This window comes from Mycolicibacterium baixiangningiae, from assembly GCF_016313185.1.
Taxonomy (GTDB): domain Bacteria; phylum Actinomycetota; class Actinomycetes; order Mycobacteriales; family Mycobacteriaceae; genus Mycobacterium; species Mycobacterium baixiangningiae.
Window position 1 is genome coordinate 5,322,336 of the sequence record NZ_CP066218.1, and the last position, 16,510, is coordinate 5,338,845.

Annotated in this window: 15 protein-coding genes; 6 read left to right on the top strand and 9 right to left on the bottom strand. The window is 69.1% G+C overall.

Features of this window, described 5'->3' with window-relative positions:
- Window positions 1–77 precede the first annotated feature (77 nt).
- Together I7X18_RS25300 and I7X18_RS25305 are read left to right on the top strand one after the other, a co-directional pair.
- Window positions 78–830, top strand: a complete 753-nt coding sequence (locus I7X18_RS25300) for a PadR family transcriptional regulator (RefSeq protein WP_193046718.1) — start codon at window positions 78–80, stop codon at window positions 828–830.
- 68 nt (window positions 831–898) lie between these two features.
- Window positions 899–1,762: an oxidoreductase gene (locus tag I7X18_RS25305; RefSeq protein ID WP_193046719.1), complete on the top strand. Its 864-nt coding sequence runs from the start codon at window positions 899–901 to the stop codon at window positions 1,760–1,762.
- Between the two features lie 49 nt (window positions 1,763–1,811).
- On the opposite strand, the gene glpK is transcribed toward I7X18_RS25305, so the two are convergent.
- Entirely contained in the window at window positions 1,812–3,329 is a 1,518-nt protein-coding gene (gene glpK, locus I7X18_RS25310; RefSeq protein WP_193046720.1) for a glycerol kinase GlpK, read from the bottom strand.
- Between the two features lie 42 nt (window positions 3,330–3,371).
- Between glpK and I7X18_RS25315 the strand changes: the two genes are divergently transcribed.
- Both I7X18_RS25315 and I7X18_RS25320 read left to right on the top strand, forming a co-directional pair.
- Window positions 3,372–4,133, top strand: a complete 762-nt coding sequence (locus I7X18_RS25315; protein ID WP_193046721.1) for a class I SAM-dependent methyltransferase — start codon at window positions 3,372–3,374, stop codon at window positions 4,131–4,133.
- 65 nt (window positions 4,134–4,198) lie between these two features.
- Complete coding sequence (locus I7X18_RS25320; RefSeq protein WP_193046722.1) at window positions 4,199–5,524, top strand: MFS transporter; 1,326 nt, start codon at window positions 4,199–4,201, stop codon at window positions 5,522–5,524.
- Between the two features lie 4 nt (window positions 5,525–5,528).
- Here I7X18_RS25320 and I7X18_RS25325 read toward each other — a convergent pair whose 3' ends face one another.
- Window positions 5,529–7,190: a catalase gene (locus I7X18_RS25325; RefSeq protein ID WP_193046723.1), complete on the bottom strand. Its 1,662-nt coding sequence runs from the start codon at window positions 7,188–7,190 to the stop codon at window positions 5,529–5,531.
- 63 nt (window positions 7,191–7,253) lie between these two features.
- Window positions 7,254–8,057 (bottom strand): MBL fold metallo-hydrolase, encoded by an 804-nt coding sequence (locus tag I7X18_RS25330; RefSeq protein WP_193046724.1) that lies wholly within the window; start codon window positions 8,055–8,057, stop codon window positions 7,254–7,256.
- An 83-nt stretch (window positions 8,058–8,140) separates the two neighbouring features.
- Here I7X18_RS25330 and I7X18_RS25335 point away from each other — a divergent pair, with 83 nt between their 5' ends.
- Both I7X18_RS25335 and I7X18_RS25340 read left to right on the top strand, forming a co-directional pair.
- Window positions 8,141–9,619: a glutamate-cysteine ligase family protein gene (locus tag I7X18_RS25335; RefSeq protein WP_193046725.1), complete on the top strand. Its 1,479-nt coding sequence runs from the start codon at window positions 8,141–8,143 to the stop codon at window positions 9,617–9,619.
- Window positions 9,620–9,628: 9 nt separating this feature from the next.
- Window positions 9,629–10,303 carry a class I SAM-dependent methyltransferase gene (locus tag I7X18_RS25340; RefSeq protein WP_193046726.1) on the top strand — a complete coding sequence of 225 codons (675 nt, stop codon included), beginning with the start codon at window positions 9,629–9,631 and terminating at the stop codon, window positions 10,301–10,303.
- Window positions 10,304–10,306: 3 nt separating this feature from the next.
- Here the strand turns inward: I7X18_RS25340 and egtE are convergent, their stop codons facing one another.
- The 6 genes from egtE to I7X18_RS25370 form a co-directional block, all read right to left on the bottom strand.
- Window positions 10,307–11,434: an ergothioneine biosynthesis PLP-dependent enzyme EgtE gene (gene egtE, locus I7X18_RS25345; protein WP_193046727.1), complete on the bottom strand. Its 1,128-nt coding sequence runs from the start codon at window positions 11,432–11,434 to the stop codon at window positions 10,307–10,309.
- Window positions 11,431–12,396 (bottom strand): L-histidine N(alpha)-methyltransferase, encoded by a 966-nt coding sequence (gene egtD / locus I7X18_RS25350; protein WP_193046728.1) that lies wholly within the window; start codon window positions 12,394–12,396, stop codon window positions 11,431–11,433. The genes egtE and egtD overlap by 4 nt, the downstream gene beginning before the upstream one ends.
- On the bottom strand, window positions 12,393–13,097 hold the full coding sequence (gene egtC, locus I7X18_RS25355) for an ergothioneine biosynthesis protein EgtC (protein ID WP_193046729.1): 705 nt from the start codon (window positions 13,095–13,097) through the stop codon (window positions 12,393–12,395). Before egtC ends, egtD begins: the two co-directional genes overlap by 4 nt.
- The gene (egtB, locus tag I7X18_RS25360) at window positions 13,097–14,428 is read right to left on the bottom strand and encodes an ergothioneine biosynthesis protein EgtB (protein WP_193046730.1); all 1,332 of its coding nucleotides are present in this window, start codon (window positions 14,426–14,428) and stop codon (window positions 13,097–13,099) included. The genes egtC and egtB overlap by 1 nt, the downstream gene beginning before the upstream one ends.
- Complete coding sequence (gene egtA, locus I7X18_RS25365) at window positions 14,425–15,687, bottom strand: ergothioneine biosynthesis glutamate--cysteine ligase EgtA (RefSeq protein WP_193046881.1); 1,263 nt, start codon at window positions 15,685–15,687, stop codon at window positions 14,425–14,427. The genes egtB and egtA overlap by 4 nt, the downstream gene beginning before the upstream one ends.
- Before the next feature lie 179 nt (window positions 15,688–15,866).
- A complete protein-coding gene (locus tag I7X18_RS25370) occupies window positions 15,867–16,505 on the bottom strand; it encodes a sensor domain-containing protein (protein ID WP_193046731.1) in 639 nt (212 codons plus the stop codon).
- Window positions 16,506–16,510 lie beyond the last annotated feature (5 nt).

Genomic DNA, 16,510 nt, shown 5'->3' on the forward strand with positions numbered 1-16,510 from the left:
TCGCGATAGTTTCCGATATATCGTCAACGTATCGGAAGCGCGTTCCGTGCTTCCTCGGCATCGAAGGATTCACGAACATGAGCAACTCATTCATCACCCCACCCGGCGGTTTCGGTTTCGGCTTCGGCCCCGGTGATCGGCGTGCGCTGCACGGCCAGCGCAGGCAGGCCCGCCGCGACTTCCGCGACCAGATGCGAGAGCAGCGTCGCACCGACTGCGTCGACGAGCACGGCCCAGGCTTCGGACCGGGCTTCGCCCCCGGTTTCGGACCGGGCTTCGGTCCCGGGTTCGGCCGCGGACCCGGCCACGGGCCCGGCTTCGAGTTCGGATTCGACCCCCGCGGCGGCGGTTTCGGCTTCGGGCCGGGTCAGAGGGGACGGCGCGGTGGCGGCCGTAGTCGCCGCGGCGACGTGCGCGCCGCGATCGTCACGCTGCTGGCCGAACGGCCGATGCACGGCTACGAGATGATCCAGGAGATCGCCGCACGCAGCAACGGGCTGTGGAAGCCCAGCCCCGGCTCGGTGTATCCGACGCTGCAACTGCTCGTCGACGAAGGACTCATCGTCGGCACCGAGACCGAGGGCAGCAAGAAGCTGTTCGAACTCACCGACGACGGCCGCTCGGCCGCCGAGAAGGTGGAAACCGCGCCGTGGGAACAGATCACCGACGACGCCGGACCCGGTCACGCCAACCTGCGCAGCGCGGCCGGTCAGCTGATGGGCGCCGTCGCGCAGTCGGCCTACGCCGCCAGTGACGAACAGCAGGCGCGCATCATCGAGATCGTCAACAACGCCCGCCGGGAGATCTACGGCGTCCTCGGCGAGGAATAGCCGTGATTTCGGCGTGGTTGGTTGCGCTGGGCGCGACCAATCACGCCGAAATCGACGATAGGTGACCTATGCAGACCTTCCCCCTCGGACCCCACACCGTCGGCCGCGTCGGCTTCGGTGCGATGCAGCTGACCGGCCCCGGCGTCTTCGGCCCACCCCGCGACCATGATCAGGCGATCGCGGTGCTGCGCCGCGCGGTCGAACTCGGTATCAATCACATCGACACCGCACAGATCTACGGACCGAACGTCGCCAACGAGCTGATCCGCGAGGCACTGCACCCCTATCCGGCCGACCTCGCGCTGGTCTCCAAGGTCGGCGGGACGCGGGGCGACAACGGTGAGTGGCTGCCGGCGCAGGAGCCCGACGACCTCCGTCGGCAGATCGAGGAGAACCTCGAGACGCTCCACACGGACCGGCTGGCCGCGGTCAACCTGCGGTTGTTCGCACGCGACGGCGGCGACGCTCCTGCCGTCGTCGAGGACCGCGACCTGTTCGACCGTCAGCTCACTGCGATGATCAGGGCCCGCGACGAGGGTCTGATCGACGGCATCGGACTGTCCAACACGTCGCTGGAACATCTGCGGATTGCGCTGGATCGCACCGAGATCGTCTGCGTGCAGAATGCCTACAACCTCGTCGACCGCACCTCACAACCCGTCCTCGACGCCTGCACCGAACAGGGCATCGCGTTCGTGCCGTTCTTCCCGCTGGGATCCGCGTTCACCGCCGACAACCCCGTGCTCGGCAACCCCGTCGTCACGAAGGCCGCAACGGATCTCGGCTATACACCCGCGCAGATCGCGCTGGCCTGGACGCTGACCGTGGCGCCGAATGTGTTGTTGATCCCCGGCACGTCGTCGGTCGCGCACCTCGAGGAGAACACCGCTGTGCGCGATATCGAACTACCGGCCGAGTTCCTCACCGCCTGAGCGGTTTCGGCGCGCTCACGTACGCCCACGGCACGGGAGCGCGCCGAAATCACTCGACGTCCACCCAGTCGAGCGTGCGCTGCACGGCTTTCTGCCAGCCGGCGTAGCCGTCGGCGCGCTGTTCGTCGGTCCAGTCCGGCGTCCAGCGCTTGTCCTCCTGCCAGTTTCGGCGCAGATCGTCGGCGCCGTCCCAGAAGCCGACCGCCAACCCCGCCGCGTATGCCGCACCGAGCGCGGTGGTTTCGGCCACCACCGGTTTGACGACGTCGACGCCGAGCACGTCGGCCTGGATCTGCATGCACAGGTCGTTGGCGGTGATGCCGCCGTCGACCTTGAGCACCTCGAGGTGAACGCCGGAGTCGGCCTCCATGGCGTCGACGACGTCGCGGCTCTGGTAGCAGATCGCCTCCAGCGTCGCGCGGGCCACATGGGCGTTCGTGTTGTAGCGGGACAGCCCGACGATCGCGCCGCGGGCGTCCGAGCGCCAGTACGGGGCGAACAGTCCGGAGAACGCGGGCACGAAGTACACGCCGCCGTTGTCCTCGACCTGCCGGGCCAGCGCCTCGCTCTGCGACGCACCGCTGATGATGCCCAGCTGATCGCGCAGCCACTGCACCGCCGACCCGGTCACCGCGATCGAACCCTCAAGGGCGTAAACGGGTTTCGCGTCTCCGAACTGGTAGCAGACCGTCGTCAGCAGCCCGTTGTCCGAGCGGACGATCTTCTCGCCGGTGTTGAGCAGCAGGAAATTGCCTGTGCCGTAGGTGTTCTTGGCCTCCCCCGCCGACAGGCACACCTGCCCGACCATCGCGGCCTGCTGATCGCCCAGGATGCCGGTGATGGGCACCTCACCGCCGAGCGGTCCGTCCTCGCGGGTGACACCGTGACAGTCCGGACACGACGAGGGTTTGATCTCGGGCAGCATCTGGCGCGGAATCCCGAAGAACGACAACAGCTCGTCGTCCCAGTCCAGCGTCTCGAGGTCCATCAGCATGGTGCGGCTGGCATTGGTCACGTCGGTGACGTGCACGCCGCCGCGCGGCCCGCCGGTCAGATTCCACAGCACCCAGCTGTCAGCGGTGCCGAAAATCGCGTCACCCTTCTCGGCAGCCTCCCGCACCCCGTCGACGTTGTCGAGGATCCACTGCACCTTGCCCGCGGAGAAGTACGTCGCGGGCGGCAGCCCGGCCTTGCGGCGGATCACGTCGCCGTGCCCGTCGCGGTCGAGCGCGGTGGCGATCCGGTCGGTACGGGTGTCCTGCCACACGATCGCGTTGTAGTACGGCCGCCCCGTGCGACGGTTCCACACCAGCGCGGTCTCCCGCTGGTTGGTGATCCCAAAGGCGCACAGATCCGTCGCCGACAGGTTGGTCCGGTTGAGCGCCGACATGATCACCGACGCGGTGCGCTCCCAGATCTCCACCGGGTTGTGCTCCACCCAGCCCGCCCGCGGAAGGATCTGCTCGTGTTCGAGCTGGTGGCGGCCGACCTCGGCGCCGTCGTGGTCGAAGATCATGCACCGGGTGCTGGTGGTGCCCTGGTCGATGGCGGCGACGAACTCGGCCACACTTCTCCTTCATGTCCGTCGTGTCGGGTTCAGTCGTCCATCATGGACCACATGGCAACGCAGATCGCCGACATCGACCGGATGCCCCGCGGTGGTCCGCGCGCATCGTGTCTGGACCGGCTCCTGGAAACCGACCGCCAGGAGTACCTGGATCGCGACGACGTCGACGAGCGCGTGAAGCGCAGCGTCGTGCGCGCGCTGGAGCGCACCGGTGACTTCTTCGGCAACCACGACAAATTCGCCGAGATCGCGCTGGCGGAGATCGCCGACGTACCCGATCCGAAGGTGCTCGAACTGGGCGCAGGCCACGGCGGCCTGTCCCGCCGGCTGCTCGACGCACACCCCACCGCCGAGGTGACCGTCACCGATCTCGACGAAGCGTCGGTGGCCGCGATGGCCGAAAGTGAACTCGGCGCCGATCCGCGGGCGCGGGTGAAGGTCATGGACGCGACCGCGATCGACGCCGACGACGGCGCGTTCGACCTCGCGGTGTTCGCGCTGTCGTTTCACCACCTGCCGCCGGCCGCGGCCGCCCGGGCGATCGCCGAGGGCACCCGGGTCGCCGACAAACTGTTGATCGTCGACCTGCCGCGGCCGCCCGCGCCGCTGCACGTGCTGCGGCTGCTGACCATGCTGCCGCTCGCACCGTTCGTGCCGTTCGTGCACGACGGGGTGATCAGCTCGCTGCGCTGCTACAGCCCGGCCGCGCTGCGTGCGCTGGCCGCACACGCCGGCCCCGGCATCGAGATCGAGCTGCGCGGCGGGGTGCTCAGCGAGCAGATCCTGATCGCTCATCGGCGCTGAGCACTTCGGATCACCGTGCGCAGAAATCTTGCGCGCACGTACCGAATCGGGGCTAATAGCGCAGCGTGACCATCGCCGACCCACCGATCGCCCCGGGATCTGACGCCGCCGAGCCCGACGCACGACGGGTGCGTACCGCCCTGCTGTCCAGCCTGGTCGGGACGACGATCGAGTGGTACGACTTCTTCCTCTACGCGACCGCCGCGAGCCTGGTGTTCAACCACGCGTTCTTCCCGGATCAGAGTTCGTTCGTCGGGACCATGCTGTCGTTCGCGACGTTCGCGGTCGGCTTCGTGGTGCGGCCTATCGGTGGGTTCGTGTTCGGGCACATCGGGGACCGCATCGGCCGCAAACGCACCCTGGCGCTGACGATGTTCCTGATGGGCGGGGCGACCGCGCTGATGGGTGTCTTGCCGACGGCCGCGCAGATCGGCGTACTGGCGCCGATCCTGCTGTTACTGCTGCGCATGGCGCAGGGGTTCGCGCTCGGCGGCGAATGGGCCGGCGCGGTGCTGCTGGCCGTCGAGCACAGCCCGGCCAACCGGCGCGGCTTCTCCGGCAGCGTCCCGCAGATCGGTCTCGCGCTGGGTCTGGCGCTGGGCACCGGGGTGTTCGCGCTGCTGCAGGTGGCGCTGCCCGAGGAGGCGTTCCTGACCTACGGCTGGCGGATCGCGTTCCTGGTGAGCGTCGTGCTGGTGATCTTCGGGGTGGTGGTGCGCCTCAAGGCCGCCGAGACCCCGGCCTTCGAAAAGGTCCGCGCCGACGACCAGCGTTCCGCGGTCCCGGTCAAGGAGATCTTCCGCCCGCCGATGCTGAAGACGACCGTGCTGGGCATGCTGTCGCGCTGGGGTGAGGGTGCCGCCTTCAACACCTGGGGCGTGTTCGCCATCTCGTACGCGACGGCGACGCTGCATTTCGAGAAGGTGCCGGTGCTGATCGTGGTGACGGTGTCGGCGCTGCTGATGGCCGTCCTGCTGCCGGTCTCCGGAATGCTCGTCGACCGGTTCGGCGCCAAGGTGGTCTACGGGTCGGGCATCGCCGCCTACGCGGCCGCGGTATTCCCGGTCTTCGCGCTGTTCAACACCGGCAGCATGGTGGCGTACACGATTGGCATGGTGCTGGTCTTCGGCGTCATCCACGCCTGGTTCTACGGCGCGCAGGGCACGCTGTACGCGTCGCTGTTCCCGACCCGGATCCGCTACACGGGGCTCTCGACCGTCTATCAGCTCTCCGGCGTCTACGCCTCCGGTCTGACCCCGCTGATCCTCACGGCGCTCATCGCCGTCGGGGGCGGCACCCCGTGGCTGGCCTGCGGCTATCTGGTGGCGACCGCGGTCATCAGCGTGGTGGCGACACTGCTGCTGCGACCGCGGCCGCTCGCCGAACTCTGACCCCTCAGGTGCCCGCAACCACCACGTGCTCGTCGGGCACGCAGTGCGTCATCGTCAGACCCTCCACATCGCGCGGGCCGTTCTTGCCGAGGTTGGCCCGGCGCTGCTCTTCCTCGTCGGACAGCGTCTGGGATTTCAGCGGTTCCAGATGCCGCACGTCGTCTGGCGAGATGCCCAGACCCTCGCCGACCCGGATGCCGAGCTCGTCGTCGCACATCAGGAAGTGCCAGACCATCCGCTCCTGGACGTCGCGCACGGCCTCGGAGATGTTGGTGGCCAGGTTGAGCACCAAATCGTCGCGCTCCCACTGCTCCATCAGCTGATAGCGCTGACCCGCCTGGGTGTAGTCGTTGGTGCGCGGAATCCGCTTGCGGGTCAACCGGCCGCTGATCACCGGACCCACCTCGTCGTGGGTCGGGTACGCCGCTTCCCGCAGCCCACCGGTGATCGACGGCTCGTAGTTGACGTGCGGGTTGGCCCCGTTGTCGTCGACGCGGTACTGCATCTGGCCGCCCTGCTGATTGGTCGACACCTTGGCGTTCTTGGCCTGGTTCACCGGCAGCTGCAGATAGTTCGGCCCGACGCGGTAGCGCTGGGTGTCGGAGTACGAGAATGTGCGCCCGACGAGCATCTTGTCGTCGGAGAACTCCAGCCCGTCGACCAGCACACCGGTGCCGAACGCGATCTGTTCGTTCTCGGCGAAGTGGTTGGACACGTTGCGGTTGAGCACCATCGTGCCGACGTGCTTGGGCGGGAACTCGTTCTCCGGCCACAACTTCGTGTCGTCGAGGGGATCGAAGTCGAGTTCGGCGTGCTCGTCGTCGCTCATCATCTGCACGAGCAACTCCCACTCCGGGTAGTCGCCCGATTCGATCGCCTCGTAGATGTCCTTGCTGGCGTGGCCGAGGTCCTGGGCCTGGATCGCGGCCGCGTCGGCCTCGGTGAGGCTCTTGACCCCGATCTTGGGCATCCAGTGGTATTTCACGAGAACCGAGTCGCCGTCGGCGTTCACCCACCGGTAGGTGTTGACGCCGAAGCCCTGCATCGTGCGGTAATTCGCCGGGATGCCGCGTGGCGAGAACAGGTTGACCAGCATGTGCATCGACTCCGGCGTCTGCGACATGAAATCGAAGATGCGTGCCGGCTCCTGCCGGAAGGTCACCGGATCGGGCTTGAGGGAATGGATCACGTCCGGGAATTTCACGGCGTCGCGGATGAAGAACACCCCGAGGTTGTTGCCGACGAGGTCCCAGTTGCCGTCCTCGGTGTAGAACTTCACCGCGAAACCACGCGGATCGCGGGCGGTCTCCGACGAGTCGCGGCCGCCGATCACACTCGACAGCCGGATCGCCAGGTCGGTCCGCTTGCCGGGGGTGTCGAAGATCTTGGCGCGCGTGTAGTTCGCGATCGGCTCGTCACCCCATGTGCCGCTGCTCTCGAAGTACCCGTAGGCGACGAATCCGCGGGCATGGACGACCCGCTCGGGGATCCGCTCACGATCGAAGTGGCTGGTCTTCTCGAGGAAGTGGTAGTTCTCCAGGGTCGCCGGGCCGCGCGCGCCGACCGTGCGCTGATTCTGGTTGTCGTAGATCGGATGACCTTGCCGATCGGTGAGCACATCGCGGTTGTCGCCGGCGTCGGGCGGCTTCGATGAAACGTCGGTCATGTCGGGCTCCTTCGATGGTGTGGGCCAGCCCACGTCAGCGGCGCGTACCCACCGCCCAACCCGTCAAACGGTGACCGATGCGCCGCGGTCCAGTTCGATGACGCGCTCGGCCAGGCCGCGCCCCTTCATCTCGTCGAGGAAATCCGACAGCGGTGAGGCGAACACCCCGTAGTCGTTGAAGTGCACCGGAATCACCTTCGGCAGGTCGAGGAGTTCGGCGACGCCGGCGCCCTGCTTGCCGTCCATCGTCACGGTCAGCCCGAATGGCAGATGCCTGCCGAACGGCAGCCGGGTACCGCCGAGGTGCAGGACGCCCGCGTCGATGTCGGGGAACCGGCGCGGGATCTCGCCGAGTTCCTCGATGAGCAGGGTGTCGCCGGAGATGTAGAGCCGCCGCCTGGAGCCGTCGGGGCCGGAGACCTCCACCATCGACCCCATCACCGGGGGCAGCACGCGGTTGACGGGGGTCGGCGCGTGCCGCCCGGGCAGTGCGGTGACGCTGACCGTGGTGCCACCCTTGGTGATGGTGTGCTGCTGCCACGTGTCGAGCGCGACGGCATGGGCGAAGCCACGGCGCCGCAGGCGTTTGGCCGCATGCGGTGTGGTCACCACCGGCAGCGAACGGTCGAGCCCGTTCTGCGCCACCCGATCCCAGTGGTCACCGTGCATGTGCGACAGCAGCACCGCATCGAGCGCCGGCAACCGGTCGATATCGAGCGCCGGATCGTGCAACCGCTTCGACAACAACCCGTACCCCAGGTATGCGTGCTGGCCGCGGTGCAGGAAGTTCGGATCCGTCAACAGCGTGATTCCATCGGCGGTGAGCAGCGTCGTGGCGTTGCCGATGAAGGTGACGGTGATGTCCATGACGCGGAGCTACCCCCGTTCGCGGCGGATATGCACCCACCGATCAAGCGAATACCCGTGATGTCGTCACTAGCATCGGCGGAGTGGGCGAAGAAGTGAAGCAGACGGAGTTCAGCCGGGCGCACCGTCGCGAGTACCGCCGCAAGGTGCAGCTGTGCCTCGATGTGTTCGAGACGATGCTGGCGCAGTCGAGTTTCGAGTTCGAGCGCCCGTTGACCGGTATGGAGATCGAGTGCAACCTCGTCGACGCCGACTACCAGCCGGCGATGAGCAATTCCGAGGTGCTCGCGTCGATCGCCGATCCGGCATATCAGACCGAATTGGGCGCCTACAACATCGAATTCAACGTGCCGCCGCGGCCGCTACCCGGCCGCGCCGCACTCGAACTGGAAGCCGAGGTGCGCGCCAGCCTCAACGCCGCCGAAGGGAAAGCCGACTCCGACGGCGCCCACATCGTGATGATCGGCATCCTGCCGACGCTGATGCCCGAACACCTCTCGGACGGCTGGATGAGCGAGTCGACGCGTTATCAGGCGCTCAACGATTCGATTTTCACCGCGCGCGGCGAGGATATCCTGATCGACATCGCCGGCCCCGAGCGGCTCAGCCTGCAGGCTGCGACCATCGCCCCCGAGTCGGCGTGCACGAGCATGCAGCTACACCTTCAGGTCTCCCCCGCCGATTTCGCGCGCAACTGGAACGCCGCACAGGTCATCGCGGGACCGCAGCTGGCGCTGGGCGCCAACTCCCCGTACTTCTTCGGCCACCAGCTGTGGGCCGAGACCCGCATCGAACTGTTCACCCAGGCCACCGACACCCGGCCCGACGAGTTGAAGACCCAGGGCGTCCGGCCGCGGGTGTGGTTCGGCGAACGCTGGATCACCTCCATCTTCGATCTCTTCGAGGAGAACGTCCGCTACTTTCCGTCGCTGCTACCCGAAGTGTCCGACGAAGACCCCGTCGCCGAACTGGCCGCGGGCCGCACGCCGAAGCTCTCGGAGCTGCGGCTGCACAACGGCACGATCTACCGGTGGAACCGGCCGGTGTACGACGTGGTCAACGGCACACCGCATCTGCGGGTGGAGAATCGGGTGCTGCCCGCCGGGCCGACGGTGATCGACATGCTGGCGAATTCGGCGTTCTACTACGGGGTGCTGCGCACGATGTCCGAAGAGGACCGGCCGCTGTGGACGAAGTTGAGTTTCGCGACGGCCGAGCACAATTTCCGCGCCGCCGCGCAGCACGGGATGGACGCGCGGCTGTACTGGCCGGGGCTCGGCGAGGTGACACCCGATGAGTTGGTGCTGCGCCAGCTACTCCCGATGGCCGACGAGGGATTGCGCCGGTGGGGGGTGGCCGCAGAGGTGCGCGACCGCTACCTCGGGGTGATCGAAGGCCGCGCCAAGACCGGCCGCAACGGCGCCACCTGGCAGATCACGACGGTGCAGGCGCTGCAGAAACGCGGTCTCGCGCGGCCGGCCGCGCTGGCCGAGATGCTCCGCCTCTACTGCCAGCGCATGCACAGCAACGAGCCCGTGCACTCGTGGGACGGGCGCGCGTAGGTTGGCACCATGACGTCAGAGGTGATGGATTGGGACAGCGCTTACCGGGGCGACGGCGTGTTCGGCGGCCCTCCCCCGTGGAACATCGGTGAGCCCCAGCCGGAGCTGGCGGCGCTGCACCGCGCGGGCCGGTTCCGCAGCGCCGTGCTCGACGCCGGGTGCGGGCACGCCGAATTGTCGCTGGCACTGGCCGCGGACGGATACACCGTGGTCGGCATCGACATCAGCCCGACGGCCATCGCGGCGGCCAACAACGCCGCCCAGGTGCGGAACCTGGTGACCGCCAGTTTCGCCCAGGCCGACATCACCGCGCTGAGCGGCTACGACGGGCGTTTCAGCACCGTCCTCGACAGCACGCTGTTCCATTCGCTGCCGATCGGGGTCCGTGACGGCTATCTGCGCTCGATCCACCGGGCCGCCTCCCCCGGTGCGAAACTCTTCATCCTCGCGTTCGCCAAGGGTGCGTTCCCGGCCCACCTGGAGACCAAACCGCGCGAGGTGGAGGAAGCCGAACTGCGCGACGCGGTGTCACGGCACTGGACCGTCGACGACATCCTCCCGGCCTTCATCCACGCCAATGCGCTGGCAATGCCGGGGATCCCGGCGGACGCACCGTATGACCGTGACGAGAAGGGCCGGTTGAAGTTCCCGGCGTTCCTGCTCACCGCGCACAAGTCCGAGTAGGGCTCACCCGGTCGCGGCGTCGGACAGCGCGGCGGCCGTCAGCTCCAGTTCGTCGGGCGCGACGTCGACGTGCGGTGAGAGCCGCAGCACCGGCACCGTCAGTTCCTGCGGGGCGCGCCGCGCATCGCACGCGGTGGTGACGATGCGCCGCTCGTCGATCAGCCACGCGCGCACCCGGTGCGGGTCAGCGCCGTCGGTCGGCACCAGCGTGGTGATGGCCGTCGGCTCGTCGACCGGTTCGACCACGCGCCAGCCGGCGACGTCGGCCATCACCTCCCGGGTCAGCCGGCCGACCTCGGCGAGCCGGGCCCTCACGTCCTCGTCGCCGGTGGCGAGATGCTCCCCGATCGCCACCGAAAACCCCACGCGCGCAGCCGCATTCGACTCGCCATGGGCCAGCTGCTGCAGGACGGTCAGAGGCGCGGAGGGTTCCGACGGCGGGAAGCGTGGCCGCAGCATGGCGGCGAAGTCGGGATGGAGGGCCAAGACACCGACGCCCCGGGGCCCGGCGAGCCACTTGCGCGACGACGAGTAGATCGCATGGGGCGCCACCGTGCAGTCGAGGTGGCCGAGCGCCTGGGCGGCATCGACGACGAGCGGTAGATCGAGGTCACGACACACCTCGGCGAGCGGGCGCAGAGGCTGGGCCAGCCCACGATGACTGCCCAGCGGGGTCAGGTGCACCAACCCCGGCCGTTCCCGTGCCAACGCCTCGGCGGCCGCGTCGATGTCGAGCCGCCCGTGTTCGTCGACGGGTAGCGGTGAGACTCGAAATCCGTTGGCCGCCATCAGTGCGAGGTTCGGCCCGTACTCCCCGAGCAGGCACGCCACCGAGCGGTCGCCGTCCCAGCTGGCGAGCAACAGGTCCAGCGCATGGTTCGCACCGGTGGTGAAGATGACGTCGGTGGGCGCCAGACCGGTGAGTGCGGCGACGGCGGCGCGGCCGGCGTCGAGCACCGGCGCCGCCGCCTCGAGCGCGACGTAGCCGCCCACTTCGGCTTCGTGACGCGCGTGCTGGGCGGCGGCGTCGATGGCAGCGAAGCCCTGCCGCGAGCAGGCCCCGCTGTCGAGGTGCACGCCGGCCGGTTTCGGCCGTGCCGCGCGCCAGCGCTCTGGCAGTGTCCCGGTCACTTCACGGCCAATGACAGCCCGAAGTCACCCGCGGGGTCGGTCCACCAGTGCGTGCGGCGCAGACCCGCGGCGGCGAGTTCGGCGGCGACGTCGTCGGGCCGGAACTTGCAGGAGACCTCGGTGAGCATCTCCTCCCCGGCGGCGAATTCGGCGCTCAGGTCCAGCGCCCTGATGCGCACGCGCTGCGAAGCCGTTGCACGCAGCCACATTTCGATGCGCCGCTCGTCGGGGTTCCAGCGGGCGACGTGCGCGAAGGCCTCCACGTCGAAGTCGGCGTCGAGTTCCCTGTTGACCACGGCGAGGACGTTGCGGTTGAACCGCGCCGTCACACCTTCGCTGTCGTCGTAGGCCCGGACCAGCCGGTCGGTGTCCTTGATCAGATCGGTGCCCAGCAGCAGCGCGTCGCCGGGCGCCATGGTGTCGGCCAGGGTGGCGAGGAAGTCCGCGCGGGGAGTGGGGGTGAGGTTGCCGATCGTCGACCCGAGGAATGCGATCACGCGCCGGCCGCCCTGGGGGATCTTGCCGAGGTGTTCCTCGAAATCGCCGCAGACCGCCTCGATCTCGAGGCCCGCGTACTCCGCCTCCAGCGCAGTGCCGGCGCTGCGCAGCACGCTCGCGTCGACGTCGAAGGGGATGAACCGGCGCAGCGACCCGTGGTCATGCAGCGCCGTCAACAGCATCCGGGTCTTCTCCGAGGTGCCACTGCCCAGCTCGACCAGGGTGTCGGCGTCGGTGGCGGCAGCGATCTCGGCGGAGCGATCGCGCAGGATCTGCGCCTCGGTGCGTGTCGGGTAGTACTCGGGCAGCCGGGTGATCTGGTCGAACAGGTCACTGCCGGCGGAGTCGTAGAACCACTTGGGTGGCAACGTCTTCGGTGTGGTGGTCAGTCCGTCGCGCACATCGCGGCGCAGCGCCTGGGCGGCGGAGTCGGCCGCCAGGTAGGTGGCGATGGTGAACGTCATGCCGGTCCTTTCAGCGCGGTCATGTGCACCGCGTCGCCGTCGGTGTGGACCAGGTGGCGGTCCGGGATCTCCTCCCAGCCCTGATCGTCGTCGTAGGGTTCGCTGGCCAGGACCACGCCGTCCCCGGTGCGTAGCACCGACAGGGTGTCACCCCAGGTGGTGGCGACCAGTTCGGATCCGTTGGCGGCGAGGATGTTCAGGCGTGCCTGGGGATCGCGCGCGGCCACTTCGCTGACGGTGTCGCCGAGCCGGTCCATGCCCCGGTCGAAGATCAGGGCCGCGAGCAGCGCGCTGTCGACGGTCGACTCGGCGTGCGCGGACAGCGGCAGCACCGCCCGGTCGACGAGCCCGTTGTGCGACAGCAGCCACGCCCCGTCGGTGAACGGGGCGGACGCCGTCGGCTCGATCGGCATCCCGATGCTGGCCGAGCGCACCGCGCCGACGACGCATCCGCTGCGCAGCGCGGGCGCGACCGAGGCGAACGACGCGTCACCCCACAGCGGAGCGGCGCTACGCCACCGGCGAGGTCCTCCGTCGGGCGTGTCGGGTGAGAAGAAGCCCACGCCCCAGCCGTCGGCGTTCATCAGGCCGTGCTTCTGACGGCGCGGCGCGTAGGACTGCACGAGCAGGCCGTACGGCGGATCGAGCATGAGCGACGCCACGGAGCGGGGCGCCCCGAGCCAGCCGAGGTGGCGGCACATCAGGACCCGCCCTCCTGGTCCTCCGACTCGTCGTCAGACCATGCCAACCTGACCCCGGAGAAGATCTGCCTGCGGATCGGGTGGTCCCAGTTGCGGAAGCTGGGTCGCAGGATGTCCGCCCCGACCGCCCACGACCCGCCGCGCAGTACCCGGTAGTCCCCTGACCCGGCGCCGTCGAAGAACGGTTGCGAATACTGCTCATAGAGCATCGGGGTGAAGCCGGGCCAGGGCCGCAGCGACGAGGTGGTCCACTCCCACACATCGCCGAGCATCTGCTCGGCGCCGTAGGCCGATGCCCCGGCCGGATACGCGCCGACGGGCGCGGGCCGCAACGCGTCGCCACCGAGGTTGGCCAGATGGGCGGTCGGCGCCGAGGACCCCCACGGGTACCTGCGGCGCCGCCCGGTAGCCGGATCCCAGGCGCAGGCCTTCTCCCATTCGAACTCGCTGGGCAGCCGCGCCCCGGCCCACCGGGCGTACGCCTCGGCCTCGAAGAACGTGACGTGCTGGACCGGTTCGTCGGCGGGGATCTCTTCGACGTGCCCGAATCGGGTTCGTGTCCCGTCGCCGTTCCAGAACTGCGGGGCGCTCAACCCGACACGTTCCCGGTGCGCCCAGCCGGGTTCGGACCACCACTGCGGCCGCCGGTACCCGCCGTCGTCGACGAACTGCTGCCATTCGCCGTTGGTGACGGGGACGCGGCCGATCCGGAACGCGGGCACGTCGACGGTGTGGGCGGGTCGTTCGTTGTCGAGCGAATGAGGTTCGGTGACGGCGTCGACGCCCAGCACGAAGGGGCCACCCGGCACCCGCACCGACGTACCCGCGAGGCCTGGCCGCCCGGCGGGCAGTGGCGTTCCGGTACCGAGCAGCGGCGCGCCGGACCGCAGATTGATCGCCTGCAGCATGGTCTCGTTGTGCTGGTGCTCATGGCTGACCGCGAGCGCGAAGGTGAAGTCGGCATCGTCCTCGGTCAGCGCGTCCTCCGGTAGCGCGTCGAGCCGGTCGAGCACCTTGTTGCGCACCGTCCTGCAGTAGCCGCGGGCGTCGGTCGGGGGCAGCAGCGGCAGGTCGGCCCGCTTCGCGCGGGGGTTCTGGAACGCGTCGTACAGCCGCTCGACGTCGGAGGCCAGCAGCCCGGGGCGGGCCAGATCCGCGTCGCGGAGCAGCCACAGCTCCTCCTGCCAGCCGATATGCGCCAGGTCCCAGACAAGCGGACTCATCAGCGGGTCGTACTGGCGACGCAACTCCGCATCGTCGAGGTCGACCAGACGAAGCGTGCGCTCGCGCGCCCGTGTGAGCCCGTCGGCCAGGGTGTCACGTGGAGTCAAGACTCACCTTTCGCGAGCTGCCGTACCGCTGGGCCGATCCCGTATGCGACGGCCCGGTCGGCGAAGTCGTCCGCCGGGCTTCGCCCTTCTTCGACCGAACGCATCAGCTGCTCCATCGATTCCATGAGCGGTGCCGGCGCCCGCTCGGCAGCCGCCGCGACGCAGCGCATCGCCGCCACGTGCAACCGGCGGTCAGCCAAGCCCATGCGCGCCGCACGATCCCAGGCGGTGGCCACCGGCTCGGTGGCCTCCGCGGCGATGTCCGCGGCCACCGGATCGTCGAGCAGGGTGGTCACGGTGAAGGCGACGGCCGGCCACAGCGCATCTGAAACGGCGTCCAGATAACGGATTTCGAGCCACCGGCGGGGACGCACCGGCGGGAACAGGGTGGTCAGGTGGTAGTCGAGATCGGCCCGCGTCGGCCGCCGCCCGCCGAGGATCGCCCGTCCGTCGGCCCAGTCGGCGAACGGCACCCAGTTCGGCACCGCCACCGGGTCGGGACTGTGCACCAGCATCACCGGAGCGCGCAGGGCGTACCGTGCCCAATCGCTGGCCGGATCGTCCCCGTCCACGCCGAGCACCGGACCGCAGCGAGCTTCATCCAGCTCGCCCCAAACCCACTGCCTGCTGCTGCTCCACCCGGAGAAGCGGCCGGCCAGCAGCGGGGAATTGGCGGTGACGGCGATCATCGTCGGGCCGAGCGCATGCGCCAACCGGACCCGGGCCGCCCAGTGGCGGCGGGGGCCGGCGTCGAGGTTGACCTGCACCGACGCCGTCGAGGTCATCATGAACGCAGCGGCCGCCCCGGTGCCACTGGCGGAGAAGAACGCCTCCATCGCCGAGTACCTGGCCCCGGGGTTGACTCTGCGCGGCCGGCGCAGCGGATCGGCACCGAGGAGCACCAGCCCGAGCCCGCGCCGGGCGAAGGCCGACCGCAGCACCGCCCGGTCGGCGGTCATCGCGGTGATAGCGGCCAGCGGGCCGTCGCCGGGAGGGCCGGACAGTTCCACGGCGCCGCCGGGTTCGACGGTGATCCGGCTGCCTCCGGGGAGCACGGGGACGCTCGCGATCGCGTCCGTCACCTCACCCCACTGCGGGCGCCGGTGCGGGTCGGCCAGATCGTAGGAGTGTGCCTCGATCTCGAGACCCACCCGGCCGACCGGGCCGTCGTGCAGGCAGCCTGCGGTGATGTACTCGGCGGCATCGGCAGCCGAGGCGAATTCTTCGGGACCCGCATCGCACCCCGGGTCACACGTCATCGGAACGGTCAACACAACCCATCCCTCCCGGGTCCGGACCGCTAAGACTGGACCGCTGGTAGGCAGCCGCGGGATCGGCCGATCACCGCTTCCGTCCTCATTGTCCAGAGCCGACCGACAAGTGCACCTTATTTATGCGTGACAGCTTGGTGACATACGCGTTTCCGCGCGCCCGGTCGTCATTGCCCCAGCGTGTTCTGCATGGCGCCGGCCAGCACGTTGACCGCCGGGCCGCCGTTGCCGGACTGACACACCTTCGCTTGCAGCAGAACATTTTCCCGCTTGCGGGTGGTGGTGAAGCAGCGCCGGTCGGTGCCGGCCTCCTGCTTGACCCAGTCGGCGTCGGCCGGACCGGGCGGACCGCCGGTGAACGTCCACACCTGGGTGGTGAAGTTGTCGAGGTGCATCGCGGTGGTCTGGCCCGCGCATCCTGCGGTGCGGTCGACGACGCGGCGGTACGCGCGCTCGGCGGCGTCGGCGGTGGCGTACACCCCCACTGCCTGTTTGACCAGATGGGTGCCGTCGGTCGGCGACTCCTGCGCGACGGCACCGTTGAACGACGCGAGGTCGGGATCGTTGTAGACCTCGGGCAGACCGATGTCGGCCCAGTTGTTGCACGCCGGGTTGTCCACGTAGAAGCCCTGCACCGGGTGGGTGAAGAAGGACTCCCAGCGCATCGAGGCGCCGACGATGTTGCCCACCGAACCCTTGCCGAGCACGGCGTAGTTGACCACGCCCGGATCCGACGGGCGGGCCTGCGCGGGTGCCGCCACGGCCAGTACGAGACCGGCCGCGGCGACGCCCACCAGGAACCGCATCGGTG

What these genes read in the sequence shown, in the direction of transcription:
- I7X18_RS25300 (WP_193046718.1), top strand. Translation starts at nt 78, where the DNA reads ATGAGCAACTCATTCATCACCCCACCCGGCGGTTTCGGTTTCGGCTTC.
- I7X18_RS25305 (WP_193046719.1), top strand. Translation starts at nt 899, where the DNA reads ATGCAGACCTTCCCCCTCGGACCCCACACCGTCGGCCGCGTCGGCTTC.
- I7X18_RS25315 (WP_193046721.1), top strand. Translation starts at nt 3,372, where the DNA reads ATGGACCACATGGCAACGCAGATCGCCGACATCGACCGGATGCCCCGC.
- I7X18_RS25325 (WP_193046723.1), bottom strand. Translation starts at nt 7,190, where the DNA reads ATGACCGACGTTTCATCGAAGCCGCCCGACGCCGGCGACAACCGCGAT.
- I7X18_RS25330 (WP_193046724.1), bottom strand. Translation starts at nt 8,057, where the DNA reads ATGGACATCACCGTCACCTTCATCGGCAACGCCACGACGCTGCTCACC.
- I7X18_RS25340 (WP_193046726.1), top strand. Translation starts at nt 9,629, where the DNA reads ATGACGTCAGAGGTGATGGATTGGGACAGCGCTTACCGGGGCGACGGC.
- egtD (WP_193046728.1), bottom strand. Translation starts at nt 12,396, where the DNA reads ATGACGTTCACCATCGCCACCTACCTGGCGGCCGACTCCGCCGCCCAG.
- egtC (WP_193046729.1), bottom strand. Translation starts at nt 13,097, where the DNA reads ATGTGCCGCCACCTCGGCTGGCTCGGGGCGCCCCGCTCCGTGGCGTCG.
- egtA (WP_193046881.1), bottom strand. Translation starts at nt 15,687, where the DNA reads ATGACGTGTGACCCGGGGTGCGATGCGGGTCCCGAAGAATTCGCCTCG.
- I7X18_RS25370 (WP_193046731.1), bottom strand. Translation starts at nt 16,505, where the DNA reads ATGCGGTTCCTGGTGGGCGTCGCCGCGGCCGGTCTCGTACTGGCCGTG.